Genomic DNA, 24,719 nt, shown 5'->3' on the forward strand with positions numbered 1-24,719 from the left:
GCCCACTCCTGCACGGGGATTGACCTTGGTCCGATCCCGCCCGTACGTTCACCGGGCAGCCCCGCTCGGCAAGCCGGCCGGCGGCGGCCCGTAGGAGGTCGTGCCCGTGCGCCCCACCGCTCCAGTGCTCCTCAGCGCCACTCTGCTCATCGCCGCGACCGGCCTGACGGCCTGTAGCAGCGGCTCCGGGGACGACCCGGACACCGTCAGGATCTCCTTCAAGCAGTCGACCGACAATCAGATACGTGTCATGGACAAGTACCTGGCGTCGATGAAGACGCAGTTCGAGAAGGATCATCCGGGCAAGAAGGTGAAGCTGGTGCCGATCAAGGCGCCGGACTCCGAGTACTACACCAAGCTCCAGCAGATGCTGCGCTCCCCGAAGACGGCACCCGACCTGGTCTACGAGGACACGTTCCTCATCAACTCGGACATCACCAGCGGCTATCTCAAGCCCCTCGACTCCTATCTCGCCAAGTGGCCCGACTGGAACCAGTTCATCGACACGGCGAAGAACGCGGCCAAGGCCCAGGACGGCAAGACGTACGGCGTCCCGGACGGCACGGACACCCGCGGACTCTGGTACGACAAGGGCATCTTCGCGAAGGCCGGCATCAAGACGCCCTGGCAGCCGAAGAGTTGGGACGAGGTCCTCGACACGGCCCGCACGATCAAGAAGAAGGTCCCCTCCGTCACCCCGCTCAACGTCTACACGGGCAAGCCCGGCGGCGAGCAGTCGGCGATGCAGGGCTTCGAGATGCTCCTGTACGGGACGGGCACCGGGCCGGGCACCACGGACCCGCTGTACGACAGGTCGTCCAACAAGTGGATCACCGCGGGCAAGCCGTTCAAGGACGCGCTGAACTTCGTGAAGACGGTCTACGGCGAGAAACTCGGCCCCGACGTCTCCGACGCCCTCGACCCGAACATCGGCACCCGGGTCCGCGGCGAGCTGCTACCCAAGAGCAAGCTGGCGATCAACCTCGACGGCTCCTGGCTCCCGCAGGACTGGCTGAAGGGCAGCGGCCACGAGTGGCCCGAGTGGTCGCAGAAGCTGGGCCTCGCGCACATGCCGACGCAGAACGGCCAGGCGCCGGGCAAGGTCAGCATGTCGGGCGGCTGGACCTGGTCGATCCCGTCGAAGGCGTCCAACCCCGACCTGGCCTTCGAGTTCATCAAGACGATGCAGACCAAGGCCAACGCCCAGAAGTGGTACATCGCCAACTCGGGCATCGCGGTCCGCAAGGACGTCGCGGCCGACCCGGCGTACGTGAAGGCGCAGCCCGGCATCAAGTTCTTCACGGACCTGGTGGCCTCGACCCACTACCGGCCCGCATACCCCGCGTACCCGAAGGTCTCCACGGCGATCCAGGAGGCGATGGAGTCGGTCACGACGGGCGACAGCTCGGTCGAGAAGGCGGCGAGCACGTATGACGAGCAGCTGAAGACGGCGACGGACGGCAAGGTGATCACCAAGTGAAGGTGGGGCCGAGCGGTGTCCGCCGCCCCGTGACACAGCCCCTGCCCCTGCCCCCTTCACGGGGTGATCACCAGGTGAAGCCGGGGCGGGGCGGTGTACGGCGCCCCCTGACACGCGCCCTGCCCCTGGCCCCTTCCCTGGTCCTGCTGCTGCTCTTCCTGGCCGGCCCGATCGCGTACTGCGCGTACATCGCCTTCACGGACCTGCAGCTGACGGGCCAGGCCCACTCCTCCTTCGTGGGCTTCGACAACTTCACGGCCGCGTTCAGGGACGACGCGTTCCTGAACGCGGTCTGGCTCACGCTCGTCTTCACGGTCCTGTCCTCGCTCATCGGCCAGAACACGCTGGGGCTCGCCCTGGCCGCGCTCATGCAGCGCGCGTCGAAGACGGTCCGCACGGTGACGGGCGCGGTCGTGGTCTGCGCGTGGGTCCTGCCGGAGGTCGTCGCCGGCTTCCTCCTCTACGCGTTCTTCCGCCGCGAGGGCACGCTGAACGCAATCCTGGACTGGCTCCATCTCCCCACCCAGAACTGGCTGTTCACGCTGCCGATCCTGGCGGTGTCCTTCGCGAACGTGTGGCGCGGGACGGCGTTCTCCATGCTGGTCTACTCGGCGGCGCTCGGCGAGATACCCAAGGAGATCACCGAGGCCGCGGAGATGGACGGCGCGGGCGGCTGGCGCCGCATGTGGCACATCACGCTGCCGATGATCCGCCGCTCCATCGGCACGAACCTCATGCTGAACACCCTGCAGACGCTGTCCGTGTTCGGCCTGATCTGGGTGATGACGCGGGGCGGCCCCGGAAACCGCAGCCAGACCCTGCCCCTGTTCATGTACGAGCAGGCCTTCCAGAAGAGCATGATCGGCTACGGCACGGCGGTCGCCCTGCTCCTCCTGGTCGTCGGCTCGCTGTTCTCGCTGGTCTATATGCGCCTGCTGCGCTCGGAGGCCTGAGTGTCCTCACCCCGCACCGTCCGCCACCGCCTCGCGGCCGACGCCGGACTCCTGGTCGTCGCCGCGGCGTTCGTCCTGCCGCTGGCGTGGGTGGTCCTCTCCGCGCTCGACCCGCACGCGAACCTCCAGGTGAAGATCCCGGACGGGGTCACCCTGGACAACTTCGACGCGGTCCTCACCCCTGACATCACGTTCACGCCGCTCCTCAACAGCCTTCTGCTGTGCGGCGGCGCGACCCTGCTGACGGTGGCGAGCGCGGCGCTCGCGGCGTACCCGCTGTCCCGCTACCGCTCCCGCTTCAACAACCCGTTCCTGGCGACGGTCCTGTTCGCGACGTGCCTGCCCATCACGGCGATCATGGTCCCGGTCTACGCGCTCTTCGTGCAGGTCAACCTGATCGACACCATGCAGGGCACGATCTTCTTCTTCGCGGCGTCCCAACTCCCGTTCGCCATCTGGCTGATGAAGAACTTCATGGACGGCGTCCCGAAGGAACTGGAGGAAGCTGCCTGGACCGACGGAGCGTCCTCGTTCCAGTCCCTGATCCGCATAGTGCTGCCCCTGATGGGCCCGGGAGTAGCGGTGGTCACGGTCTTCTCGTTCGTCATGATGTGGGGCAACTTCTTCGTCCCCTTCATGCTCCTGCTCACCCCCGAACAAATGCCGGCCTCGGTCAGCATCAACGACTTCTTCGGCAACCGGGGCACAGTGGTCTACGGCCAGCTCGCAGCCTTCTCGATCATCTACTCGACGCCGGTGATCCTGCTGTACGTCCTGGTGGCCCGGCGCTTCGGCGGGGGGTTCGCGCTGGGGGGTGCGGTCAAGGGCTGAACGGCCGCACCCTCGCGCACAGCATTGATCAACCGGCGAACCGGCCGCCCGCTCAGCCGATCGGGACCGGCATCCTCACCACGTCGTACGCCAGGTCGATCGCATTGCCCGTGGCCGGGTCGGTCAGTTCCACGCGCCAGTGGGGGGCGAACTGGTCGACGCCCTCGGCCATCGGGATGGTGCCCGAGATCAGGACCGTGCCGGGCACCAGGTCGCCGCGCTCCCGGAGGACGTCCGCCCAGTAGGCGGGCGTGAGCAGCTCGGCCAGGGTGCCGTCCTGGATGAGGGTCTCCTGGCCGTCGTGGGTCACCCAGGCGCGCAGGGTCAGGTCGTCGAGGCGCTCCTGCACGTCGGCGAGGCGCCAGGCGCGGCGGGCGAGGACGTCGGGGCTCGCGTTCTTGCTCCATGCCACGCCGTGCACCTCCAGCTCGCGGTCGGTGTGGTCGCAGGCGGCCGTCAGGAGCAGGTCGCCGTCCCGGTCGACGACCAGCGCCCACTCGGCCTCGCCCGAGGTGCGGCCGTGCTGGACGCGGACCTGCTCGGTGTGCTGGGCGAGGTAGGGGGAGACGGGGTAGAGCGCGGGGGTCACGGAGGGTGCCGGCACCCCCAGCTCGGCGAGTTCCGCCACGTGGGCGGCCACGTCGTCCTGGCTGCGTCCGGCGTACCCGGCGTTGAGCACCTGCACGACATCGACCTCGCGGGTGGTGCCGTCGGGCAGTTCGAAGGTCAGCAGCGCCATGGGGTTTCTCCACATCGTTCGCGATATCAGGGAGGTTAACTTTGCGCGGAAGGCTTGCGCATACGACCTGTATACAAGAAGTATGCCGGAAGGTCGACAGCTAACCTCACCCAAGGAACCTCAGGGACGGACGTCGTGAACCACACCAGCACGAGCACGGAAAAGACCCCGATCGGCGGGTCCGCGGTCCGCCGCGCCTTCTTCGCCAGCCTGACCGGCACCGCACTGGAGTGGTACGACTTCGCCATCTACTCCGTGGCGGCGGCGCTGGTCTTCGGCGATGTCTTCTTCCCCTCGAAGGACCCCGCCACCGGCACCCTCCTCGCGTTCTCGACGTACGCCGTCGGCTACGTGTCGCGCCCGCTCGGCGGTTTCGTCTTCGGCCGCCTCGGCGACAAGCTCGGCCGCAAGAAGGTCCTGATCGCGACACTCGTCCTGATCGGGGCCGCGACCCTCGCGATCGGCCTGCTTCCGTCCTACGCCACGATCGGCGTGGCCGCGCCGATCACCCTCGTGATACTCCGCTTCGCCCAGGGCGTCGGCGTCGGCGGTGAGTGGGGCGGCGCGGTGCTGCTGTCCAGCGAGTTCGGCGATCCGCGCCGGCGCGGCTTCTACGCCTCGGCCGCACAGATCGGCCCGCCGGTCGGCAACCTCCTCGCCAACGGCGTACTCGCGGCCCTCGGCGGCCTCCTGACGGAGACTCAGTTCACGTCCTGGGGCTGGCGCGTGGCGTTCCTGCTCTCCGGTGTGCTCGTCCTCTTCGGCCTGTGGATCCGCGCGAAGCTCGAGGAAACCCCGGTCTTCAAGGCGATGGAGGCCGAGCAGAAGCGCCCCGAGGCCCCGATCCGCGAGGTCTTCACGACGCACCCGCGCGCCCTGGCGGCCGCGATCCTCAGCCGCGTGGCCCCGGACGTCCTGTACGCGCTGTTCACCGTCTTCGTCCTGACCTACGCGACCGGCGAACTCGGCATGTCCCGCGGCTCCGCCCTGGCCGCCGTCCTCATCGGCTCCTCCCTCCAGGTCTTCCTGATCCCGCTGGCCGGCGCCCTGTCCGACCGCGTCAACCGCCGCGTCCTGTACGGGGTCTCGGCCGCGGCCGCCGGCGTGTGGCCGTTCCTGTTCTTCCCGATGATCGGCGGCGGGAGCTGGCCGCTGCTCGCCCTCGGCGTCGTGGTGGCCCTGGTCTTCCACTCCGCGATGTACGGGCCGCAGGCGGCCTTCATCGCCGAACAGTTCTCCCCGCGGCTGCGCTACACCGGCTCCTCGCTCGCGTACACGCTGGCCGGTGTCATCGGCGGCGCCGTCGCGCCCCTGCTGTTCACGGCGCTGCTCGACGCGTACGACTCGTGGATCCCGCTGGCCCTCTACGTCGCGGGCACCGCGATCGTCACCATCGCCGGACTGTGCCTCGGCCGCGACGGCGACCGGAGCGACGAGGAGCTGCTGAGCGGCGAGCCGGCCCGCTCCCCCGCCGCGTCCACGGCGTCCTGAACCCCAGACCACGCATTCCCGAACCCCCACCCGAGGAGGAACGTCTCATGCGTATCGCGCTGAGCCAGATCACCACCGGCCCCCGCCCCGAGGAGAACCTCGCGCTCCTGCGCGAACAGGCCCGTCTCGCGGCGGACGCGGGCGCCCGCGTAGTCGTCTTCCCGGAAGCCGCGATGGCCTGCTTCGGGACCCCGCTGGCGCCGCTGGCCGAACCGCTCGACGGCCCCTGGGCCACGGCGGTCCGCCAGATCGCCAAGGAGGCCGGACTCGTCGTGGTCGCGGGCATGTTCACCCCCGCCCCGGACGGAAAGGTGGCCAACACCCTGCTCGCCACCGGCCCCGGCGTCGAGGCGGCCTACGACAAGATCCACCTCTACGACGCCTTCGGCTTCGCCGAGTCCGACACGGTGGCGCCCGGGTCCGAGGTCGTCACCTTCGAGGTCGACGGCACCCGCTTCGGGCTCGCGACCTGCTACGACGTCCGCTTCCCCGAGCTGTTCAGGGCCCAAGCCGACGCGGGCGCGGTCGTTTCCGTCCTGCCCGCCTCGTGGGGCGCGGGTCCCGGCAAGCGTGAGCAGTGGGAGCTGCTGATCCGCGCCCGCGCGCTCGACGCCACGCTCTGGCTCGCCGCCGTGGACCAGGCGGACCCGGCGGCGTCCGGCGTCCCCGCCGCGTCGAACGCCCCCACCGGCATCGGCCACAGCGCCGTCGTCGGCCCCGACGGAACCGTACGGAAGCACCTCGAAGAGGGCCCGGGGCTGCTCATCGCGGACCTGGACCTCGACGAGGTCACCTCGGTCCGCCGCTCCATCCCGGTACTGGCCAACCGCAGGAGCCTGTAACGGGCGGGCGGGCCACCGGCACGCCCTAACCCGCGAGCAGCACCTTGAGCGTCGACTCCAGGTGGCTGTCGATCGCGGTGCACGCGGCCTGCCGGTCGCCTGCGGCGATCGCGTCGAGGATCGCCCCGTGCTCGTGGAGGACGGACTCCTGCCGGCCGTGCTGGTTGAACAGCGCCACCACTCCGGCCCGGATCTGGCGGCTGCGGAGCCCGTCGTAGTGGCGGTCGAGCAGGGCGTTGCCCGCGGCCGCCACGATCGTCGCGTGGAAGAGGTGGTCCACCGCGATGAACTCCTTGGCGTGCTCGGCCCCGCTGAGCGTGCGCTGGCGTCCGAGCAGTGCGGTCAGCTCGGACACCGGGGCCTTGCCCTCGGCGATGACCCGCTCCGCCGAGTACCGCTCGACGATGCCGCGCAGCTCCATCAGCTCGGTGATCTCCCGCCCCGACAGCGGCACGACCTGCGCCCCGCGCTTGGGGACCAGCCGCACGAGGTCCTCGGCGGCGAGCAGCAGGAGCGCCTCGCGGATCGGGGTGCGGGAGACGCCGATACGGTCGGCGAGCTCCTGCTCGGAGAGGAACTCCCCTTGCCTGTCCGGGTCGGCGAGCACGTTCTCCTTGAGAAACGCGTAGGCCTTGTCCCGTCCCGACGTCACGACTGCCCCCAGGGTTGCATACAAGGAGTATACGGATCTGGTTACCGGGAGTCCCGTCCCCGTAGCTTCCTACGACAAGTAACGCAGTGCGAACAGACCGTAGCCCCCGGCCTCACCCGCCCCTACCGTGTGCCCGTGCACCCAAGCGACTCCGCCCCGCCGTTCAACGCTCCCGCCGCCCGACGCCTCCGCGAGGCCCTGGGCATGGCGCCCGGGCATGTCGCTTACGGCATGCGTGCCTCGTACGGCCAGCATCAGGTCACGCCCGACACGATCATCGCCTGGGAGCGCGGTCTCGCCTCGCCGACGGCGGTGGAAATCACCGCTCTCGCGGGCGCCCTGTGGTGTTCGCCGGGAGATCTCATCGGCGCGGCGCGGACGCTGCGCGAGCACCGGATGGCCCGCGGCATGGCGCCGGAGGACGTGGCGCGCACGGTGGGGGTGGAGATCCACTCGTATCTGCGGATGGAGGAGACCGGCGAGTGGCACGGCAACGAGCGCCAGTCGGCCACCCTCGCCGAGGTGCTCGGTCTGACGCCGCCCGACTTCGCGACCGTCACCGGCCGCAATGACCAGCTGGCGGATCTCCTGCGCAGCGCGGTGACCACGCGCTGGCAGGCCTACACACGCCCGATCGCCAAGCTGGTCCCCGTGCACAAGGGTCAACTGGAGGAAGTGCTCCAGGAGATGCAGCTCGAGTACCAGGCGCTGATGGCCGCGACGCTCAGCTGGGGCGGCGGTTCGGGACGCGAGTCGGGCGAGGCCGGGCGGGAGTTCCTCGACGGGATCCTCGACGAGTTCTGGTCGAGGATGCACACGTCGTAGGACAAGCCGTTCCCCCTAGAACACGGATTCCGCCTCGTCCATGCGGTCCTTCGGCACCGTCTTCAGTTCGGCGACGGCCTCGGCGAGCGGGACCATCTCGATCTCCGTGCCGCGCAGCGCCGTCATGCGGCCGGAGACGCCCCGGTGCGCGGCCTCGACCGCGTGCCAGCCGAAGCGCGTGGCGAGGACCCTGTCGTACGCGGTCGGGGTGCCGCCGCGCTGGACATGGCCGAGAATGACCGGCTTCGCCTCCTTGCCGAGGCGCCGCTCCAGCTCGAACGCGAGGGCCGTGCCGATGCCCTGGAAGCGCTCGTGGCCGAACCGGTCGATCGCGCCGGTCTGGTAGTCCATCGTGCCCTCGGCGGGGTGCGCGCCCTCGGCCACGCAGATGACGGCGAACTTCTTGCCGCGCGCGAAGCGTTCCTCGACCATCTTGACCAGGTCGGCCGGGTCGAAGGGCCGCTCGGGCAGGCAGATGCCGTGCGCGCCGCCCGCCATGCCGGACTCCAGGGCGATCCAGCCGGCGTGCCGGCCCATCACCTCGACGACCATGACGCGCTGGTGGGACTCGGCGGTGGTCTTCAGCCGGTCCATGGCCTCCGTGGCGACGCCGACGGCGGTGTCGAAGCCGAAGGTGCGGTCCGTGGCGGAGATGTCGTTGTCGATGGTCTTCGGGACGCCGACGACGGGCAGGCCCGCGTCGGCGAGCATGCGGGCCGCGGTCAGCGTGCCCTCGCCACCGATGGGGATGAGGACGTCGAAGCCGATCTCGGTGGCGAGTTCCTTGGCGTTCTCGCAGGCGGCGCGGAAGCGGTCGCGCTCGAGCCGGGAGGAGCCGAGGATGGTGCCGCCGCGGGCGAGGATGCCGCTCACGGCGTTCAGGTCGAGCGTGCGGTAGCGGCCGTCGAGCAGTCCCGCGTAACCGTCCTCGAAGCCGATCACCTCGTCGCCGTGGTGCGTCACGGCGCGGTGCACGACCGACCGGATCACTGCGTTCAGGCCAGGACAGTCGCCGCCGGCGGTGAGAACTCCGATACGCATCGTGCGTGTCTCCTGCTCGCTGTTGAGACTTGTGAGCCGTTCCGATTGTTTCACGGCCGTGAGGGCGATGGCGGTCAGCGCCGGGCGCGGAGGCCCGTGCGGCTTGCGTTCCAGGGCCTTTCGGCCCCCGGACCAGGGCCTTTGTCCGGCGGGCGACCTAGCTACCCCCGGAGGTATTGTCAAGGGGGCACGGCTACGACTTTCATCAGGGGCCGGTTCAGCGGCCGAATCACTGCGGCAGAGGCCCCTTCTCTGCTGCCCGTCCAGCGAGAGGGAGAGCACGCGTGACGCGCAGCGTGTACGTGACCGGGATCGACCGGGGTGACGGCCGGCAGGTCGTGGAGCTGGGAGTCATGGAGCTCCTGACCCGGCAGGTCGACCGGGTGGGCGTCTTCCGCCCGCTCGTCCACGACGGTCCCGACCGGCTCTTCGATCTGCTGCGGGCGCGCTACCGCCTCTCCCAGGACCCGGCGACGGTCTACGGCCTCGACTACCACGAGGCGTCGGCCGTGCAGGCCGAGCAGGGCACCGACGAACTGGTCTCGCGCCTCGTGGACCGCTTCCACCAGGTCGCCCGCGACTACGAGGTCGTCCTGGTCCTCGGCACGGACTTCGCCGACACACAGCTCCCCGACGAACTGGCCGTCAACGCCCGCCTCGCCAACGAGTTCGGGGCGTCCGTCATCCCGGTGGTGGGCGGCCGCAAGCAGACCCCGGAGTCCGTGCACGCCGAGACCCGCAACGCGTACCGCGCGTACGAGGTCCTCGGCTGCGACGTGCTCGCGATGATCGTGAACCGGGTGGCGGCGCAGGACCGCGAGGAGATACGCGACCGCCTCGAGGCCCATCTCCCGGTGCCCACCTACGTACTGCCGGACGAGCCCGCTCTGTCCGCGCCGACGGTCTCGCAGATCGCGCAGGCGCTCGGCGGCGAGGTGCTGCTCGGCGACGACGCGGGCCTCGCGCGCGACGCGCTCGACTTCGTGTTCGGCGGCGCGATGCTGCCGACGTTCATCAAGGCACTGACGCCGGGCTGTCTCGTCGTGACGCCCGGGGACCGCGCCGACCTCGTGGTGGGTTCGCTCGCCGCGCACAGCGCCGGCACCCCGCCGATAGCGGGCGTCCTGCTGACCCTCGACGAGCGGCCGGGCGAGGAGATCCTGACGCTCTCCGACCGCCTCGCGCCCGGCACGCCGGTGGTGGCGGTGCAGGGCGGCTCCTTCCCCACCGCGGGTGAACTGTTCTCCATGGAGGGCAAGTTGAACGCGGCGACGCCCCGCAAGGCGGAGACGGCGCTCGGCCTCTTCGAGCGGTGGGTCGACACCGCCGGCCTGCTGGAGCGCGTCTCGGCGCCGAGCAGCGACCGCGTCACGCCGATGATGTTCGAGCACAAGCTCCTGGAGCGGGCCCGCGCCGACAAGCGCCGCGTCGTGCTGCCCGAGGGCACCGAGGAGCGCGTCCTGCGCGCGGCGGACGTCCTGCTCCGCCGCAGGGTGTGCGACCTGACGCTGCTCGGCCCCGTGGAGCAGATCCGCAAGAAGGCCGCCGACCTGGGCGTCGACCTGGTCGACACACAGCTCATCGACCCGGACACGTCCGAACTGCGGGACCGGTTCGCCGCCGAGTACGCGCAGCTGCGCGCCCACAAGGGCGTCACCGTCGAGCTCGCGTACGACGTGGTGGCGGACGTCAACTACTTCGGGACGCTGATGGTGCAGGGCGGCCTGGCGGACGGCATGGTGTCGGGTTCCGTGCACTCGACGGCCGCGACGATCCGCCCCGCCTTCGAGATCATCAAGACGAAGCCGGACGCCGACATCGTGTCGTCCGTCTTCTTCATGTGCCTCGCCGACAAGGTCCTCGTGTACGGCGACTGCGCGGTGAACCCGGACCCGGACGCGCAGCAGCTCGCCGACATCGCCGTCCAGGCGGCCGCCACCGCCGAGCAGTTCGGCGTGGACCCGCGGATCGCGATGCTGTCGTACTCGACGGGCACGTCGGGTTCGGGCGCGGACGTCGACAAGGTGCGCCGGGCCACGGAGCTGGTGCGCGAGCGGCGCACCGATCTGAAGATCGAGGGCCCCATCCAGTACGACGCGGCCGTCGAGCCGTCGGTGGCGGCGACCAAGCTGCCCGGGTCGGAGGTCGCGGGCCAGGCCAGCGTGCTGATCTTCCCCGACCTGAACACCGGCAACAACACGTACAAGGCCGTGCAGCGTTCGGCAGGCGCCATCGCCGTCGGTCCGGTCCTGCAGGGCCTGCGCAAGCCGGTCAACGACCTGTCGCGCGGCGCGCTCGTGCAGGACATCGTCAACACGGTCGCCATCACGGCGATCCAGGCCCAGACGCCGGCCTCCTGACCCCAACGAAGAGGTAAGCACCTGTGACCTCCCACCCGTCGCCCACCACCGCCCTGCCTGACGAGCTTCGCTCGGCCCCTCTGGCCGGCCGAGTTCTCGTCCTCAACTCCGGTTCCTCGTCGCTGAAGTACCAGCTGCTCGACATGGAGAGCGGCGCCCGGCTCGCCGCGGGCCTTGTCGAGCGCATCGGCGAGGAGACGTCCCGCCTCAAGCACACGCCGCTGACCGGGGACGGCGGCGCGGCGCGCGAGGTGAACGGCCCGATCGCCGACCACGACGCGGCCCTGAAGGCGGTCGCCGCGGAGCTGGCCCGTGACGGGATGGGCCTGGACTCCCCCGAACTCGCCGCGATCGGCCACCGGGTGGTGCACGGCGGCATGTTCTTCACCGAGCCGACCGTCATCGACGACGCGGTCCTCGCGGAGATCGAGCGGCTGATCCCGGTCGCGCCGCTGCACAACCCGGCCAACCTCACGGGCATCCGCACCGCGATGGCGCTGCGCCCCGACCTGCCGCAGGTCGCCGTCTTCGACACGGCGTTCCACACGACCATGCCGGAGTCGGCGGCGCGCTACGCGATCGACGTGAAGACCGCCGACGAACACCGCATCCGCCGCTACGGCTTCCACGGCACCTCGCACGCGTACGTGTCCCGCAAGGCGGCCGAGCTCCTGGGCAAGGCCGCCGAGGAGGTCAACGTCATCGTCCTGCACCTGGGCAACGGCGCCTCGGCGTCGGCGGTGCGCGGCGGCCTGTGCGTGGACACCTCCATGGGCCTGACACCCTTGGAGGGCCTGGTGATGGGGACGCGTTCGGGCGATGTGGACCCGGCCGTCATCTTCCATTTGATGCGGGTGGGCAACATGTCCACCGACGAGATCGACGTACTGCTCAACAAGAAGAGCGGCCTGGTCGGTCTCTGCGGCGACAACGACATGCGGGAGATCCGCCGCCGTATCGACGAGGGCGACGAGGAGGCGCGGCTCGCCTTCGACATCTACGTCCACCGTCTGAAGAAGTACATAGGCGCGTACTACGCGGTGCTCGGCCGGGTGGATGCGGTGGTGTTCACGGCGGGGGTCGGCGAGAACGCGGCGCCGGTGCGCGAAGCTGCCGTGGCGGGCCTGGAGGAGCTGGGTCTCGCGGTCGACGGCGAGCTCAATTCCGTACGTTCCGACGAACCGCGGCTGATCTCGCCGGAGTACGCGCGGGTGGCTGTCGCAGTCGTCCCGACCGACGAGGAACTGGAGATCGCGCAGCAGACCTACGCCCTCGTGCGCGACTCCGCGTCCCGCAACGACTGAGCGCACCACCGCCCATTTGTAGATTCCACCAGACGGAATATTCCGTAGCGAAACAAACCGATAGGATCGCCCCCATGCGCCGTTCCAAAATCGTCTGCACGCTGGGCCCCGCCGTCGACTCCGAAGAGCAGCTCGTTGCGCTGATCGAAGCCGGCATGAATGTGGCCCGCTTCAACTTCAGCCATGGCACGCACGCCGAGCACCAGGGGCGGTACGACCGTGTCCGGGCCGCCGCGGAGAGCACCGGCCGCGCCGTCGGCGTCCTCGCGGACCTCCAGGGCCCCAAGATCCGTCTCGAGACCTTCGCCGAAGGCCCCGTCGAGCTGGTGCGCGGTGACGAGTTCACCATCACCACCGACGATGTCCCGGGCGACAAGTCGATCTGCGGCACGACCTACAAGGGTCTGCCCGGCGATGTCTCCAAGGGCGACCAGATCCTCATCAACGACGGCAACGTCGAGCTCCGCGTCATCGAGGTCGACGGGCCGCGCGTGAAGTCGATCGTCGTCGAGGGCGGTGTCATCTCCGACCACAAGGGCATCAACCTGCCGGGCGCGGCCGTGAACGTGCCCGCGCTGTCCGAGAAGGACGTCGACGACCTGCGCTTCGCCCTGCGGATGGGCTGCGACATGGTCGCCCTGTCCTTCGTGCGCGATGCCGACGACGTCCAGGACGTCCACAAGGTGATGGACGAGGAGGGCCGCCGGGTCCCCGTCATCGCCAAGGTGGAGAAGCCGCAGGCGGTCGACAACATGGAGGGCGTCGTCGCGGCGTTCGACGCCGTGATGGTGGCCCGCGGCGACCTCGCCGTCGAGTACCCGCTCGAGAAGGTCCCGATGGTGCAGAAGCGCCTCGTGGAGATGTGCCGCCGTAACGCCAAGCCGGTGATCGTCGCGACCCAGATGATGGAGTCGATGATCACCAACTCCCGCCCCACGCGCGCCGAGGCGTCCGATGTCGCCAACGCGATCCTGGACGGCGCGGACGCGGTCATGCTGTCCGCCGAGTCCTCCGTGGGCGCCTACCCGATCGAGACCGTGAAGACGATGTCGAAGATCGTCGTCGCGGCCGAGGGGGAGCTCCTGTCCAAGGGCCTGCAGCCGCTCGTGCCCGGCAAGAAGCCGCGCACGCAGGGCGGTTCGGTCGCCCGCGCCGCCTGCGAGATCGCCGACTTCCTGGGCGCCAAGGGCCTCGTGGCCTTCACCCAGTCCGGCGACACGGCCCGCCGCCTGTCCCGCTACCGTGCGGCCCAGCCGATCCTGGCCTTCACCACGGACGAGGGCACCCGCAACCAGCTGACGCTGAGCTGGGGCGTCGAGTCGCACATCGTGCCGTACGTCGACAACACCGACGCGATGGTCGACCTGGTCGACGCCGAGATGGTGAAGCTGAACCGCTTCAACGACGGCGACACCGTCATCATCACGGCCGGTTCGCCCCCCGGCGTCCCCGGCACCACCAACATGGTCCGGGTGCACCACCTGGGCGGCGGAGAGCGCGACTGACGCCTCGCCAGGCTCATCAGCCCCGTACGACACACTGAGGGCGCCACCTGAATCAGGTGGCGCCCTCAGTGGTGTGCGGCTCCCGGACTGGTCCGTGGGTGCGCGGGTCGGCAGGCTCGGCCGGCTCAGCCGGTGAGGTACTGGTGGAGACCCGGCACGTGCAGGTCGCCGCCGAACTGACCGGCCTGCTTGACCTTCACGTTCGTGAAGTAGATCAGGGGGATGTTCAGCGGCGGCGGGTGCTCGGCGTCGAACGTGATCGGGATGAGCCCCAGGAGGTTCCCCGAGATCGACTCCGTGTACATGGTGGTCGTCCCGCCACGGATGGTGGACGTGGTGCCCTTGCCGGCCTGGACGTGGTACGTCTTGCCGTCCGGGCCGTCGACCGTCTGGTGCAGGTCGCCGATGTCGGTGCCGTTCGAGATGACGTACTTCAGGACCTTCTTGACCGTGCCGTTGGGCGTGCGCACGTTCACGACACCCTGGTAGTCCGCGCCCTTGAGGGTCAGCGAACTCGCCTCAAGATGCCACGAGTCGTTCGGGACCTGAGCGGGGGTCTGCTCGTTGTCCCCCTCGGCGTCCGTGGCGACCGGGCAGTTGTCCGGCACGCCGGTCTCGCCCGACGACGGTGTGGGGACCACCTTGGTGGCCTTGTCCGCGGTGTCGTCGACGGCCTTTCCGGCCTTGTCCACCGTGTCCTTGACCGCGTCCCCGGCCTTGTCCGCCGTGTCCTTGACGGGCTCGGTGACCTTGTCGACGGTGTCCTTGACGGTGCCGCCCACATCCGTGGACTTGGACGCCGAGGCCGAGGGGGTCGGGGTCGCCGACTCCTTCTGATCCGGCGTCAGCAGGTCCTTGAGCGCGTCGCCGACACCCAGCGGGTCGAGCGGGTTCTTGGTCTCGGAGGGCGTCGGGGTCGGCGTGGCCGTCTTGCTGCCGGCCGTGCTGTCACCCGAGGGCGTGTCCGTGGACTTGGACGCGGAGGGCGACGGGGTGGGCTCGGCCTTGTCGCCCGAGTCCTCCTTGCCGTCCGAAGCGTCCTTGCTCGCGGACGCCGAGGGCGACGGCGTCGGGGTGGGCGAGGCGGACTCGTCCCCCTTGCCGTCGGTCGCGTCCTTGCCGTCCTCGGAGGCCTTGATCGCGTCGGCGCACGCCTTGTAGTCGTCCGCCGAGAACTTGGTGGGGTTGTCCTTGGCCTGCGCGAGCGTGGGGGTCAGCCCCATGCCCATGAGCACGGCCGTCGGCATCGCCGCAATGGCAATGGCTTTGCCCGCGGGCATGTGCAGCCTGGTGAACAGCGGCTTTCTGGGGGCTGCATGCCGCGGCCCGGTTCTCTCACGGAACTCTGCCGCAGAGTTCTCGTGGCGCACCTCGTCAGCCGGCACGGTGCCTCCCGTTCGTCCCGTCGTTACCGTTCGGGCTCGTTCCTGACAGATCGTCCGACGCACCGCCGAAGGCGTCGAAGGCCGCAGTCTCGCCCTTCAGGGCATCCGCGTCGTCCACGGACTTCCCGCCGCCCGCCTCCTGCTTCGCGGCCCGTGCGGGCCCCCAGGAGATGCCGAGAGCGCCGCCGAGCAGCGCCAGCAGGAAGCCGATGACAAAGCCACCGAAGTTGGAGACCACCAAGGAGACCAGGGCGAGCAGGATCGCAGCGACGCCCGCGAAGATGCGGGACATCGGCTGGAACCAGAGCGTCAGGCCGAGCACCACAAGCAGGACGCCGATGATCAGCGAACCGGCGCCGGCAGTTGTCGACATCCGGATGGTCATCGAGCCGAGCGTGAGGTTCGCGTACGGGAAGTACATGATCGGAATGCCGCCCAGCAGCGTCAGCAGACCACCCCAGAATGGGCGCTGACCGCGCCACCCTCGGAACGATCGGCGCGTCTGGCCGAGCCTGTCGCCCAGCCCTGCTTGCGCTTCGGCGCTCATGTCGTACAGCTCCTCGGGAATGGCGTTGTTCTGTGGTGATGGTGCGTGTCGGATACGGGCACGGGGACGTTCCGGAGCTTCCCGTTCGCCCCCGCGCCCGGCCGTTCAGCGCTGTGAGTGAACTAGACCCTGGGGCCTAGTAGCACTCGTGTGCGCCCTTCTGCACCTGCATGTGCAGGCCGGAGAGCTTGAAGGTGCCGGCCGTGGTCGCCCACGCGCGCTGCTTGACATCTTCGAAGTGCACCGAGTCGGCCTGCTGCGAGAACGAGTCCGGGACGTACTTGTCGCCCTTGGACGGACCCGGGCCCTTGGTGGTCGAGTCGATACCGACGCCGATGTCGATGTTCTTGAACGTGGCGTTGGTCGACAGGTCGTCGGCGTCGATGTAGAGCTTCTTCGCCTCGACGCGGGGGCCGCCCGCACCGCCCGCGCTGAGCTTCATCGACACGTCACCGAAGACCGGCACCGGCACGACGACCGACTGGCACAGGTTGGTGATCTTCGCCTCGTTGAGGCCGACGACGGCAACCGGGTGTGCACCCGACTTACCGGTGTCGAGCGCCCCGTACTGGACGAATCCCGTACCGTCGAGCGAGTCGGCCGTCACCTTGAACGACTGACCCGAAACACTGAACGATGCCGCAAGCGCACCCTGCGAGAGGGCGACGCCTATCGCGGCAGTAGCCGCGACGCTCGGCACCATGACTACGGCGAACCGCTTCCATCTGGTTCCGCCACGAGCCACGGACTCCATGACTTTCCTCCTTCTCGGACGTACATCTCCGGCCCTGACTGCACCCCTTGAGGTGCTCAGCCGGGCAGGGATGGGAGAAGTGCTACGTCCTCGGGAAGGAGAGCGCCCGTATCGGGGGCGCGCAATGGCACCCGAATCACCGGCGATCACCCCCGAGCGACAACCACTGGTCGCACCTGACAGTCACGCGCAACCTGCTGGACAGGCCCTGCCGGTAAGCAGAGACCCCCCTGCCCAAGGCCGGCGGCACTGCTACCGGCCTGCTCGGTGGGGACCCTGAAACCCCGCGACCCGATTGGCTGTCGGACTGCGGGATGAGGACCGAGCGTCGCCGATCGTGGTGCATTCTCGGCTGGCGCACAAGGGGGTTCGTTACTCGCTAGTAACGGACGGATAACCGAACGGCGACCCGATGGTGTCACCCGACAACGCAGGGTGGTGTCAAGCAAGTTACCAAAGCAGAGAAAGAAGGGGCGTAACCGGACAGAAGATTGCCCCTGACTTACTCCAAGTAACAGCGGCCGCCTTTACCAAGTTTTGGTAAAGCGCGACCGCTGTGTACCCGTGGCGACAGAACTTTCACCTGGGCACCACATCGCCCGGCGTTTAGGAACTGGTCAGAAACGGCTCAGAAGAGAACCCGGGCCAGAGCCGCACGGCCCGTAGTCACACGCGGATCGTCGGAGCCGACGACCTCGAAGAGTTCGAGCAGCCGCACGCGCGCGGCGTCCCGGTCCTCGCCCGCCGTGACCTTCACCGTGTCGACAAGTCGGCCGAACGCGTCCGCGACGTGGCCTCCGACCAGGTCGAGGTCGGCCGCCGCGATCTGCGCCGCCACGTCGGAGGGCCGGTCCGCGGCGTCCTGACGGACCGTCTGCGGATCGAGATCCTGCACCCGCAGGAGCAACTCGGCCTGCCCCAGGCCCAGCTTGGCCTCGGTGTTGCCGGGGTCGTCGCTCAGCACGTTCTTGTACGCCTGGACGGCTCCGGCGAGGTCGCCGGCGTCAAGAGCCTGGACGGCGGCTTCGAGCAGAGCGTCGTAGGGACCGGCCGGAGTCTCCACGACCGGTGCAGATCCCTCCGCATCGGCGTCGACCGTGATGCCGGTCAGGCCGAAGCGCTCCTCGGCGACCTGGATCAACTGGTCGAGCGTCCCGCGGATCTGCTCGACCGGCGCGGCTCCCTGGAAGAGCGGCAGGGCCTGTCCGGCCACCACCGCGAAGACCGCCGGGATCCCCTGGACCCCGAACTGCTGCATCAGCATCTGATTGGCGTCGACATCGATCTTGGCGAGCACGAACCGGCCGTTGTACTCGGCCGCGAGGCCTTCGAGCAGCGGGCTCAGCTGCTTGCACGGCTCGCACCACTCGGCCCAGAAGTCGATGACGACGGGCACCTCGGCCGAGCGCTGGAGGACGTCGCGCTCGAAGCCGGCCTCATCGACGTCGATGACGAGGCTCGACGGGGAGACGGCCCCGCCGCCGCCCTGCCGCGCGGACTCGGCACGCGCCTGCTCCGCCTTCGCCTTGGCCTCCTGGGCCGCCTTCACCGCGGCGAGGTCGACGACTCCGCTCATGGACATGTTCCGTGGCTGCATGAGTACATCCTCCCCCTTCCGCGGTGCGTTGTGGGCCGGGACCGCCCGTCGCGGCCTCCCGCCGGACTGCGGGCGCCGCCGAGGAGGCGGTCGCGGACCTGGTCCACGGCCCCAAGAGGGGCCGTTCTGCGGCCCGAAGGGGCCTGTTCGGCGCCGGGTCCCCACCCGGTGCCTCGTGGTTGTCGCAAGGCTCACTGAGCTTTCGCTACGGGTCGTAGCGTAACTCTCGCGGGGGCCGCGTGGGGAGGGGGTCCCGGTGATCTTCGCTGTGGTCTGCCTCACGGCGCTATCCCTACCGGCCGGTATGGTCCTTTTCATGCAGAGCCGCATTCCCCCGCCCCTCCCGAGAACGGGCCGCCCGCGAAGTGCCACCGCCGACGCGGCGATCCTCGAGGCGACCCGTGCGGCGCTGGTGGACCTCGGCTGGTCCAAACTCACGATGGGGGACGTGGCGACGCGAGCGGGCGTCGCCAAGACGACGCTCTACCGGCGTTGGGCGAGCAAGAACGAGCTCGTCGTGGACGCGGTCGCGGTCCTCTTCGACGAGCTCGAACTCCCGGACAACGGCAGTCTCGCCGCGGACATCGGGGGTGTGGTCCTCCAGTTCGCGGCGCTCCTGAACCGCCCGGAGACCAAGACGGCGCTGATGGCGGTGGTCGCCGAGTCGACGCGTGACGAACCGCTGCGCGAGCGCATCCGCACCTCGATCGTGGACCGGCAGAAGCGCCTGGTCCTGGAGGGCCGCGCCCGCGCCCACGCGCGCGGCGAACTCCCCCTCGAGGCCGACCCGGCCGCCGCCGCCCGCACCGCCGACCTCATCTTCGACGTGGTCGCGGGAGCCGTGGTGCACCGCACGCTGGTGAGCGCGGAGCCGGTGGACGAGGAGTGGGTCGACCGGTTCACGATGCTGCTCCTGGGCGGACTCGCCTCCGTACAGGCGTAGGCCGCCCGGGTTCCGTCACTTCTGCCAGGCGCAACTGCCCAGCGTGGCACGCTTCCTGGCGACCAGACGGGCCGCCTCGTCCGCGGGCAGGACGTGGGTGTGTGAGCCCCGGCAGACGACCGTGCGGTCCCCGTGTCCGGCGAGGTCCACGAGGATCTGGTCCCAGTGGCGGTACTGCACGTCGTGCGCGGAGTCGGCGTACGTGCGGACCGTGACGCGGTCCGGGGAGAACTGCCGGCGCCAGGTCGCGAGCGTGGCCGGCGGGACCGTGGTGTCCTTGTCGCCGCCGTACAGGTACACGGGCGCCGTCAGCTTCGACAGGTCGGGGCCCGGCCGCTCGCAGTACAGCCTCTGCTCGTGGACCTGCGGCGCCGGATCGGCCTGCTGGCCGCGCTGGTTGTAGGTGCGGGCGCCGTCCTCGTACGCCGTGTCCGCGAAGCCCGGGATGGACTTGACGGGGCTGTCGTCGGGGAACGCCCACCACTTGCGGGGGTCGGTGATGGAGTCCTTCAGGGCCGCGGCGAGCGCGTCGTCGGACATCGAGCAGTACGCGGGCTTCTCGCCGTACGGCGGCAGGACGGCGGCCAGGTGCAGGGCGGAGACGCGGCCGGGCGCGCGGGCGGCGAGTTCGGCGGCGTAGGGGCCGCCTCCGGAGATCCCGACGATCCTGAACTTCTCGACGCCGAGGCGGTCGAGGACGTCGAGGGCGTCCCGCGCGAAGTCGGCCTTGCCGAGGGCGGGGTCGTACGCGGTGTCGCCGAAGCCGTTGCGCTCGACGGAGATCAGCCGCAGGCCCAGGTCCGCTCGCGTGGTGCGGAAGAAGTCGGTCATGTGGACGGCCCGCGCGCTGGTCCCGGTGCCGCCTATGTAGAGGACCGGGACACCGTCGCGCGGGCCCGAGTCGGTGTAGTGGGCCGTACGTCCGGAGGGCAGCTTCGCGGCGCGCACGTCGGGGCCGAGCGGGTCGAAGGTGTTCTGCACCTTCGGCTCGGCCGGCGGGCTCGCGCTCACCGCCCCGGACCCGCCGAGGACCATCCCGCCGAGCAGCGCCAGGGCGGCGCATCCGACGGTGGTGGTGGTGCGGTTGAGTCCGGACAGACGCACGGGAACTCCAGGGGCAGGCGACGATCGACGTGCCCGCGCCTACCCCGGCCGCACCGGGTGACACCTGTCAGTCCCCAGGTGCCACCGGCGCGAACTCCCGTCAGAACCCGGCGGGTTCGGTGTACACGCCCCACTCGTCGCGCAGGACCCCGCAGATCTCGCCCAGGGTGGCCTCGGCGCGTACGGCGTCGAGCATCGGCGGGATCATGTTGCCGCCGTTGCGGGCGGCCTTCAGCATGTCGTCGAGGGCGGAGCGCACGCGGGCGTCGTCCCTGGCCGCCTTGCGGACCCCGAGCTCGCGCACCTGCTCGCGCTCGACCTCGTGGCTGACGCGCAGGATCTCCAGGTCGCCGGTGACGGACCCGTGGTGCGCGTTGACGCCGACGACCCGCTTGTCGCCCTTCTCCAGCGCCTTCTGGTACTGGAACGCGGACTCGGCGATCTCGCCGGTGAACCAGCCGTCCTCGATGCCGCGCAGGATGCCCGAGGTCATGGGCCCGATGGGGTGCTGCCCGTCCGGGTGGGCGCGCAGGCCGCGCTCCTTGATCTGCTCGAAGATCTTCTCCGCGTCGGCCTCGATGCGGTCCGTGAGCTGCTCCACGAACCACGAACCACCCAGCGGGTCAGCGACGTTGGCGACGCCGGTCTCCTCCATGAGGACCTGCTGCGTGCGCAGCGCGATCTCGGCGGCCTGCTCGGAGGGGAGCGCCAGGGTCTCGTCGAGGGCGTTCGTGTGCAGCGAGTTGGTGCCGCCGAGCACGGCCGCGAGCGCCTCGACGGCGGTCCGCACGACGTTGTTGTACGGCTGCTGCGCGGTCAGGGAGACCCCGGCGGTCTGCGTGTGGAAGCGCAGCCACTGCGCCTTGTCGGTCTTCGCCCCGTACACGTCCCGCAGCCAGCGGGCCCAGATGCGGCGCGCGGCGCGGAACTTGGCGATCTCCTCGAAGAAGTCGAGGTGCGCGTCGAAGAAGAAGGAGAGGCCGGGCGCGAAGACGTCCACGTCGAGCCCGCGCGACAGGCCGAGCTCCACATAGCCGAAGCCGTCGGCGAGCGTGTAGGCCAGCTCCTGCGCGGCCGTGGAGCCGGCCTCGCGGATGTGGTACCCGGAGACCGAGAGCGGCTTGTACGCGGGGATGCCCGCCGCGCAGTGCTCCATGAGGTCGCCGATCAGGCGCAGATGCGGCTCGGGCTGGAAGAGCCACTCCTTCTGCGCGATGTACTCCTTGAAGATGTCGGTCTGGAGCGTGCCGTTGAGGACGGCAGGGTCGACGCCCTGCCGCTCGGCGGCCACGAGGTACATGCAGAAGACGGGCACGGCGGGGCCCGAGATCGTCATGGACGTCGTGACGTCCCCGAGCGGGATGTCCTGGAACAGGACCTCCATGTCGGCGGCGGAGTCGATGGCGACGCCGCAGTGCCCGACCTCACCGAGCGAGCGCGGGTCGTCGGAGTCGCGCCCCATGAGCGTCGGCATGTCGAAGGCGACGCTCAGCCCTCCCCCGCCGGCGGCGAGGATCATCTTGTAGCGCTCATTGGTCTGCTCGGCGTTCCCGAACCCGGCGAACTGGCGGATCGTCCACGTACGGCCCCGGTACCCGGTCGGGTACAGGCCGCGCGTGAACGGGTACTCGCCGGGCCATCCGATCCGCTCGAAGCCGTCATAGGTGTCCCCGGGACGTGGCCCGTAGACCGGGTCGACCGGATCTCCCGAGAGCGTCGAGAAGTCGGCGTCCCGCTTGCGGGCGGAGTCGTACCGGGCCTGCCAGCGGCGGCGGCCCTCTTCGATGGCGTCAGCGTCCATGCTTCCCATGCTTTCAAATTTACTAGGACGTCCTAGTAAATGTCGATGGCAAACCGCCCGCACATCGTGCGGGCGGTTCAGTGGCGCGGTTCGTCAGGCCTTGGCGACGGCGGGGGCGCCGTCGGCGACCTTGGAGTCCAGCTCGCGGGAGATCTTCCGCTCGACGAAGAACGCGGCGGTGGGGATCGTGCCGGCGATCAGGACCCACAGCTGCTTGCCGACCGGCCACTTCGCCTTGGAGCCCAGGTCGAAGGCGAAGACCAGGTAGACCACGTACAGCCAGCCGTGCGCGATGGCGACGACGCGCGTGACGTCCGCCGCGCCGTCGATGCCGAGCACGTACTTGGCGATCATGCCGAGGCACAGCAGGACCAGCAGGACGCCCGTGACAAAGGCCATCACCCGGTACCGGGTCAGCACGCTTCGTTTCATGGATACGAGCGTAACGGCCCGTTTTGCGCGATCTTCGCGCGGGTCAGCCCTCGTCGAAGTCGTGCGCGGCGACCCGCAGCGGCCGCAGCATCGCGAAGATCTCGCCGCACTCCTCGGCGTCGTACGCCCCGAGCCCGAAGTCCATCGCCATCAGGTCGCGGGTGGCGGCGTCGCAGACCTCGCGGCCCTTGGCCGTGATGGAGGCGAGCGTTCCGCGGCCGTCGTTCGGGTTGGGCCGCTTGTCGACGAGCCCGGACCGCACGAGGCGGTCGACGGTGTTCGTCACCGAGGTCGGGTGCACCATGAGCCGCTCACCGATCTTCGACATCGGCAGCTCGCCGGCCTTGGAGAAGGTGAGCAGCACCAGCGCCTCATAGCGCGCGAAGGTCAGTCCGTACGGCTTCACGACCGCGTCGACCTCGGCCAGGAGGATCTGGTGCGCGCGCATGATCGAGGTGATCGCACCCATGGACGGCACTGATCCCCAGCGCTGCTTCCAGAGTTCGTCTGCGCGGGCGATGGGATCGAAGGCAAGGCTGAGCGGCTTCGGCACGCCCAAGACCTTACCGGCCGGTCATATGCTGGTCAGCCCCGTCTCGCCCTTCGGTCCCGGCCCACGCGAAAGCCCCGGCCCGCCCGGGCCGGGGCTCTCCACGGAAGACGGTTCGCGGGGGTGTCACTCCCGGGGTGTCACTCCCCCGCGAGGTGCCGCTCCACCGTCGCGACCTTCGACGTCATGCCGTCCGTCACACCGGGGCGGATGTCCGCCTTGAGGACGAGCGATACGCGCGGGGCCCGCGCCTCGACGGCGGCGACGGCGCGCTTCACGACGTCCATCACCTCGTCCCACTCGCCCTCGATGGAGGTGAACATGGCGTCGGTGCGGTTCGGGAGCCCGGATTCGCGCACGACGCGGACGGCGTCGGCCACGTACTCGCCGACGTCCTCGCCGACGCCGAGCGGGGAGACCGAGAAGGCGACGATCATGCGTTCACGGCCTTCTCCTGGCGGGCGCGGGACGCGATGACCGCGGCCTCCGCCTCACGCTTCAGCTTGCGCTCGGCGAAGAAGCCGCCGGTCGGCAGGACGGAGAGGACGAAGTAGAGGGCGCCGGTCTTGAAGCCCCACTTCGTACGGTTCCACGCGTCGAGCCAGAAGAGCACGTAGAGGATGAACAGGACGCCGTGCACCATGCCCATCACCGGGACGGCGTCGAACTCCGTGGTCCGCTTCAGCACCGAGCAGACGAGGAGCAGCAGGAAGGAGACCGCCTCGGGGGCGGAGACCAGGCGGAGTCGGCGGAGTGCGGAGGCGGTCTTGATGTCCACGGGGCACCTTCGGCAGAAGCGGTGAGGGGGCGGGGCGTTCGATCTTGTGAACGCAAGCACAAGCGCTGTCCATTGTGGCATCGGGGATGTCCCGGGGTTCGCTCAGGGTTCGTTCAGGGCCGGGACCCCTGTCCCGGGGGGCATCTCGCCCATTACCGTCACATCGTGGCTACGTTCCGACTTCAAGGCAGCAGAGTGCTCGCCGTCGACATGACGGGCGACAGCGTCAAGGCGAAGACCGGCTCGATGGTCGCGTACGACGGCCGGATGGCGTTCAAGAAGATGACGGGCGGCGGCGAGGGCATCCGCGGGATGGTGACCCGCCGCCTGACCGGCGAGGAGATGACCGTGATGGAGGTGAAGGGGCAGGGCACGTGCTGGTTCGCAGACCGGGCCAGCGAGATCAGCGTCGTGAACCTGCGGGGCGACACGCTCTTCGTCGAGTCGAGCAATCTGCTCTGCACGGACGCGGGACTGCGCACCGGCACGTCCTTCACCGGCGTGCGCGGCGCCTCCCAGGGCAACGGCCTGTTCACGACGACCGTCGAGGGCCACGGCCAGGCGGCGATCATGAGCGAGGGCCCCGCCGTCGTGCTCCGCGTCAGCCGGGACCACCCCCTCACCGTCGACCCGGGCGCATATGTCGCACATCAGGGGAATGTGCGGCAGTCCTTCCAGTCGGGCGTCACGTTCCGCACGTTCATGGGAGAGGGCGGCGGCGAGGCCTTCCAGATCCGCTTCGAGGGCGACGGCCTGGTCTACGTACAGCCCAGTGAGCGCAACACGATCGCGGGGGATGTGTGAG

At 69.7% G+C, this 24,719-nt stretch carries 24 protein-coding genes; 11 read left to right on the forward strand and 13 right to left on the reverse strand.

What is annotated here, in order from left to right; translation table 11 throughout:
• The first annotated feature begins 106 nt into the window (after nt 1-106).
• The 3 genes from OG574_RS17795 to OG574_RS17805 are packed head-to-tail and all read left to right on the forward strand — an operon-like array spanning nt 107 to nt 3,264.
• The gene (locus OG574_RS17795) at nt 107-1,480 is read left to right on the forward strand and encodes an extracellular solute-binding protein (RefSeq protein ID WP_326774041.1); all 1,374 of its coding nucleotides are present in this window, start codon (nt 107-109) and stop codon (nt 1,478-1,480) included.
• Between the two features lie 47 nt (nt 1,481-1,527).
• Nucleotides 1,528-2,433: a carbohydrate ABC transporter permease gene (locus OG574_RS17800; RefSeq protein WP_398375286.1), complete on the forward strand. Its 906-nt coding sequence runs from the start codon at nt 1,528-1,530 to the stop codon at nt 2,431-2,433.
• A complete protein-coding gene (locus tag OG574_RS17805; RefSeq protein WP_100595805.1) occupies nt 2,434-3,264 on the forward strand; it encodes a carbohydrate ABC transporter permease in 831 nt (276 codons plus the stop codon). It abuts the gene before it with no gap.
• Between the two features lie 52 nt (nt 3,265-3,316).
• Here the strand turns inward: OG574_RS17805 and OG574_RS17810 are convergent, their stop codons facing one another.
• Nucleotides 3,317-4,003 (reverse strand): DUF2848 domain-containing protein, encoded by a 687-nt coding sequence (locus OG574_RS17810; protein ID WP_326774042.1) that lies wholly within the window; start codon nt 4,001-4,003, stop codon nt 3,317-3,319.
• A 135-nt stretch (nt 4,004-4,138) separates the two neighbouring features.
• Between OG574_RS17810 and OG574_RS17815 the strand changes: the two genes are divergently transcribed.
• Nucleotides 4,139-5,494 (forward strand): MFS transporter, encoded by a 1,356-nt coding sequence (locus OG574_RS17815; RefSeq protein ID WP_326774043.1) that lies wholly within the window; start codon nt 4,139-4,141, stop codon nt 5,492-5,494.
• Nucleotides 5,495-5,541: 47 nt separating this feature from the next.
• Nucleotides 5,542-6,336 (forward strand): carbon-nitrogen hydrolase family protein, encoded by a 795-nt coding sequence (locus tag OG574_RS17820; protein ID WP_326774044.1) that lies wholly within the window; start codon nt 5,542-5,544, stop codon nt 6,334-6,336.
• A gap of 25 nt (nt 6,337-6,361) precedes the next feature.
• Here the strand turns inward: OG574_RS17820 and OG574_RS17825 are convergent, their stop codons facing one another.
• Complete coding sequence (locus OG574_RS17825; RefSeq protein ID WP_326774045.1) at nt 6,362-6,988, reverse strand: GntR family transcriptional regulator; 627 nt, start codon at nt 6,986-6,988, stop codon at nt 6,362-6,364.
• Nucleotides 6,989-7,117: 129 nt separating this feature from the next.
• Between OG574_RS17825 and OG574_RS17830 the strand changes: the two genes are divergently transcribed.
• Nucleotides 7,118-7,813, forward strand: coding sequence for a helix-turn-helix domain-containing protein (locus OG574_RS17830; protein ID WP_442816828.1), 696 nt, complete (start codon nt 7,118-7,120; stop codon nt 7,811-7,813).
• A gap of 15 nt (nt 7,814-7,828) precedes the next feature.
• On the opposite strand, the gene OG574_RS17835 is transcribed toward OG574_RS17830, so the two are convergent.
• Nucleotides 7,829-8,854, reverse strand: a complete 1,026-nt coding sequence (locus tag OG574_RS17835; protein ID WP_100595810.1) for an ATP-dependent 6-phosphofructokinase — start codon at nt 8,852-8,854, stop codon at nt 7,829-7,831.
• Nucleotides 8,855-9,138: 284 nt separating this feature from the next.
• Here OG574_RS17835 and pta point away from each other — a divergent pair, with 284 nt between their 5' ends.
• From pta to pyk, 3 genes are all read left to right on the forward strand, one after another.
• The gene (gene pta, locus OG574_RS17840) at nt 9,139-11,214 is read left to right on the forward strand and encodes a phosphate acetyltransferase (RefSeq protein ID WP_326774047.1); all 2,076 of its coding nucleotides are present in this window, start codon (nt 9,139-9,141) and stop codon (nt 11,212-11,214) included.
• Between the two features lie 23 nt (nt 11,215-11,237).
• A complete protein-coding gene (locus tag OG574_RS17845; protein WP_442816829.1) occupies nt 11,238-12,518 on the forward strand; it encodes an acetate kinase in 1,281 nt (426 codons plus the stop codon).
• 74 nt (nt 12,519-12,592) lie between these two features.
• Entirely contained in the window at nt 12,593-14,023 is a 1,431-nt protein-coding gene (gene pyk / locus OG574_RS17850; RefSeq protein WP_326774048.1) for a pyruvate kinase, read from the forward strand.
• Between the two features lie 125 nt (nt 14,024-14,148).
• Here the strand turns inward: pyk and OG574_RS17855 are convergent, their stop codons facing one another.
• From OG574_RS17855 to OG574_RS17870, 4 genes are all read right to left on the reverse strand, one after another.
• Nucleotides 14,149-15,408: a hypothetical protein gene (locus OG574_RS17855; RefSeq protein WP_326774049.1), complete on the reverse strand. Its 1,260-nt coding sequence runs from the start codon at nt 15,406-15,408 to the stop codon at nt 14,149-14,151.
• Entirely contained in the window at nt 15,398-15,955 is a 558-nt protein-coding gene (locus tag OG574_RS17860) for a DUF6114 domain-containing protein (protein ID WP_326774050.1), read from the reverse strand. The genes OG574_RS17855 and OG574_RS17860 overlap by 11 nt, the downstream gene beginning before the upstream one ends.
• Before the next feature lie 136 nt (nt 15,956-16,091).
• Entirely contained in the window at nt 16,092-16,709 is a 618-nt protein-coding gene (locus OG574_RS17865) for a DUF6230 family protein (RefSeq protein WP_326774051.1), read from the reverse strand.
• A gap of 628 nt (nt 16,710-17,337) precedes the next feature.
• Entirely contained in the window at nt 17,338-18,306 is a 969-nt protein-coding gene (locus OG574_RS17870; protein WP_326774052.1) for a tetratricopeptide repeat protein, read from the reverse strand.
• A 316-nt stretch (nt 18,307-18,622) separates the two neighbouring features.
• On the opposite strand from OG574_RS17870, the gene OG574_RS17875 reads away from it, so the two are divergent.
• Complete coding sequence (locus tag OG574_RS17875) at nt 18,623-19,249, forward strand: TetR/AcrR family transcriptional regulator (protein ID WP_326774053.1); 627 nt, start codon at nt 18,623-18,625, stop codon at nt 19,247-19,249.
• Nucleotides 19,250-19,264: 15 nt separating this feature from the next.
• On the opposite strand, the gene OG574_RS17880 is transcribed toward OG574_RS17875, so the two are convergent.
• The 6 genes from OG574_RS17880 to OG574_RS17905 all read right to left on the reverse strand — a co-directional run bounded on the left by OG574_RS17880 (nt 19,265) and on the right by OG574_RS17905 (nt 23,914).
• Nucleotides 19,265-20,353: an alpha/beta fold hydrolase gene (locus OG574_RS17880; RefSeq protein ID WP_326774054.1), complete on the reverse strand. Its 1,089-nt coding sequence runs from the start codon at nt 20,351-20,353 to the stop codon at nt 19,265-19,267.
• A 100-nt stretch (nt 20,354-20,453) separates the two neighbouring features.
• A complete protein-coding gene (locus OG574_RS17885; protein WP_100595818.1) occupies nt 20,454-22,154 on the reverse strand; it encodes an acyl-CoA mutase large subunit family protein in 1,701 nt (566 codons plus the stop codon).
• Between the two features lie 93 nt (nt 22,155-22,247).
• A complete protein-coding gene (locus tag OG574_RS17890; RefSeq protein ID WP_100595819.1) occupies nt 22,248-22,586 on the reverse strand; it encodes a DUF3817 domain-containing protein in 339 nt (112 codons plus the stop codon).
• Nucleotides 22,587-22,629: 43 nt separating this feature from the next.
• Nucleotides 22,630-23,139, reverse strand: coding sequence for a MarR family winged helix-turn-helix transcriptional regulator (locus tag OG574_RS17895; RefSeq protein ID WP_100595820.1), 510 nt, complete (start codon nt 23,137-23,139; stop codon nt 22,630-22,632).
• 137 nt (nt 23,140-23,276) lie between these two features.
• Nucleotides 23,277-23,573, reverse strand: a complete 297-nt coding sequence (locus tag OG574_RS17900; RefSeq protein WP_100595821.1) for an MTH1187 family thiamine-binding protein — start codon at nt 23,571-23,573, stop codon at nt 23,277-23,279.
• Nucleotides 23,570-23,914: a DUF3817 domain-containing protein gene (locus OG574_RS17905; RefSeq protein ID WP_100595822.1), complete on the reverse strand. Its 345-nt coding sequence runs from the start codon at nt 23,912-23,914 to the stop codon at nt 23,570-23,572. Before OG574_RS17905 ends, OG574_RS17900 begins: the two co-directional genes overlap by 4 nt.
• Before the next feature lie 165 nt (nt 23,915-24,079).
• On the opposite strand from OG574_RS17905, the gene OG574_RS17910 reads away from it, so the two are divergent.
• A complete protein-coding gene (locus tag OG574_RS17910) occupies nt 24,080-24,718 on the forward strand; it encodes an AIM24 family protein (RefSeq protein WP_326774055.1) in 639 nt (212 codons plus the stop codon).
• The last annotated feature ends 1 nt before the right edge of the window (nt 24,719 follow it).

The sequence above is a fragment of the Streptomyces sp. NBC_01445 genome (genome assembly GCF_035918235.1).
GTDB lineage: Bacteria > Actinomycetota > Actinomycetes > Streptomycetales > Streptomycetaceae > Streptomyces.

What these genes read in the sequence shown, in the direction of transcription:
- pyk (WP_326774048.1), top strand. Translation starts at nt 12,593, where the DNA reads ATGCGCCGTTCCAAAATCGTCTGCACGCTGGGCCCCGCCGTCGACTCC.
- OG574_RS17820 (WP_326774044.1), top strand. Translation starts at nt 5,542, where the DNA reads ATGCGTATCGCGCTGAGCCAGATCACCACCGGCCCCCGCCCCGAGGAG.
- OG574_RS17860 (WP_326774050.1), bottom strand. Translation starts at nt 15,955, where the DNA reads ATGAGCGCCGAAGCGCAAGCAGGGCTGGGCGACAGGCTCGGCCAGACG.
- OG574_RS17835 (WP_100595810.1), bottom strand. Translation starts at nt 8,854, where the DNA reads ATGCGTATCGGAGTTCTCACCGCCGGCGGCGACTGTCCTGGCCTGAAC.
- OG574_RS17870 (WP_326774052.1), bottom strand. Translation starts at nt 18,306, where the DNA reads ATGCAGCCACGGAACATGTCCATGAGCGGAGTCGTCGACCTCGCCGCG.
- OG574_RS17865 (WP_326774051.1), bottom strand. Translation starts at nt 16,709, where the DNA reads ATGGAGTCCGTGGCTCGTGGCGGAACCAGATGGAAGCGGTTCGCCGTA.
- OG574_RS17890 (WP_100595819.1), bottom strand. Translation starts at nt 22,586, where the DNA reads ATGAAACGAAGCGTGCTGACCCGGTACCGGGTGATGGCCTTTGTCACG.
- OG574_RS17900 (WP_100595821.1), bottom strand. Translation starts at nt 23,573, where the DNA reads ATGATCGTCGCCTTCTCGGTCTCCCCGCTCGGCGTCGGCGAGGACGTC.
- OG574_RS17885 (WP_100595818.1), bottom strand. Translation starts at nt 22,154, where the DNA reads ATGGACGCTGACGCCATCGAAGAGGGCCGCCGCCGCTGGCAGGCCCGG.
- OG574_RS17875 (WP_326774053.1), top strand. Translation starts at nt 18,623, where the DNA reads ATGCAGAGCCGCATTCCCCCGCCCCTCCCGAGAACGGGCCGCCCGCGA.
- OG574_RS17810 (WP_326774042.1), bottom strand. Translation starts at nt 4,003, where the DNA reads ATGGCGCTGCTGACCTTCGAACTGCCCGACGGCACCACCCGCGAGGTC.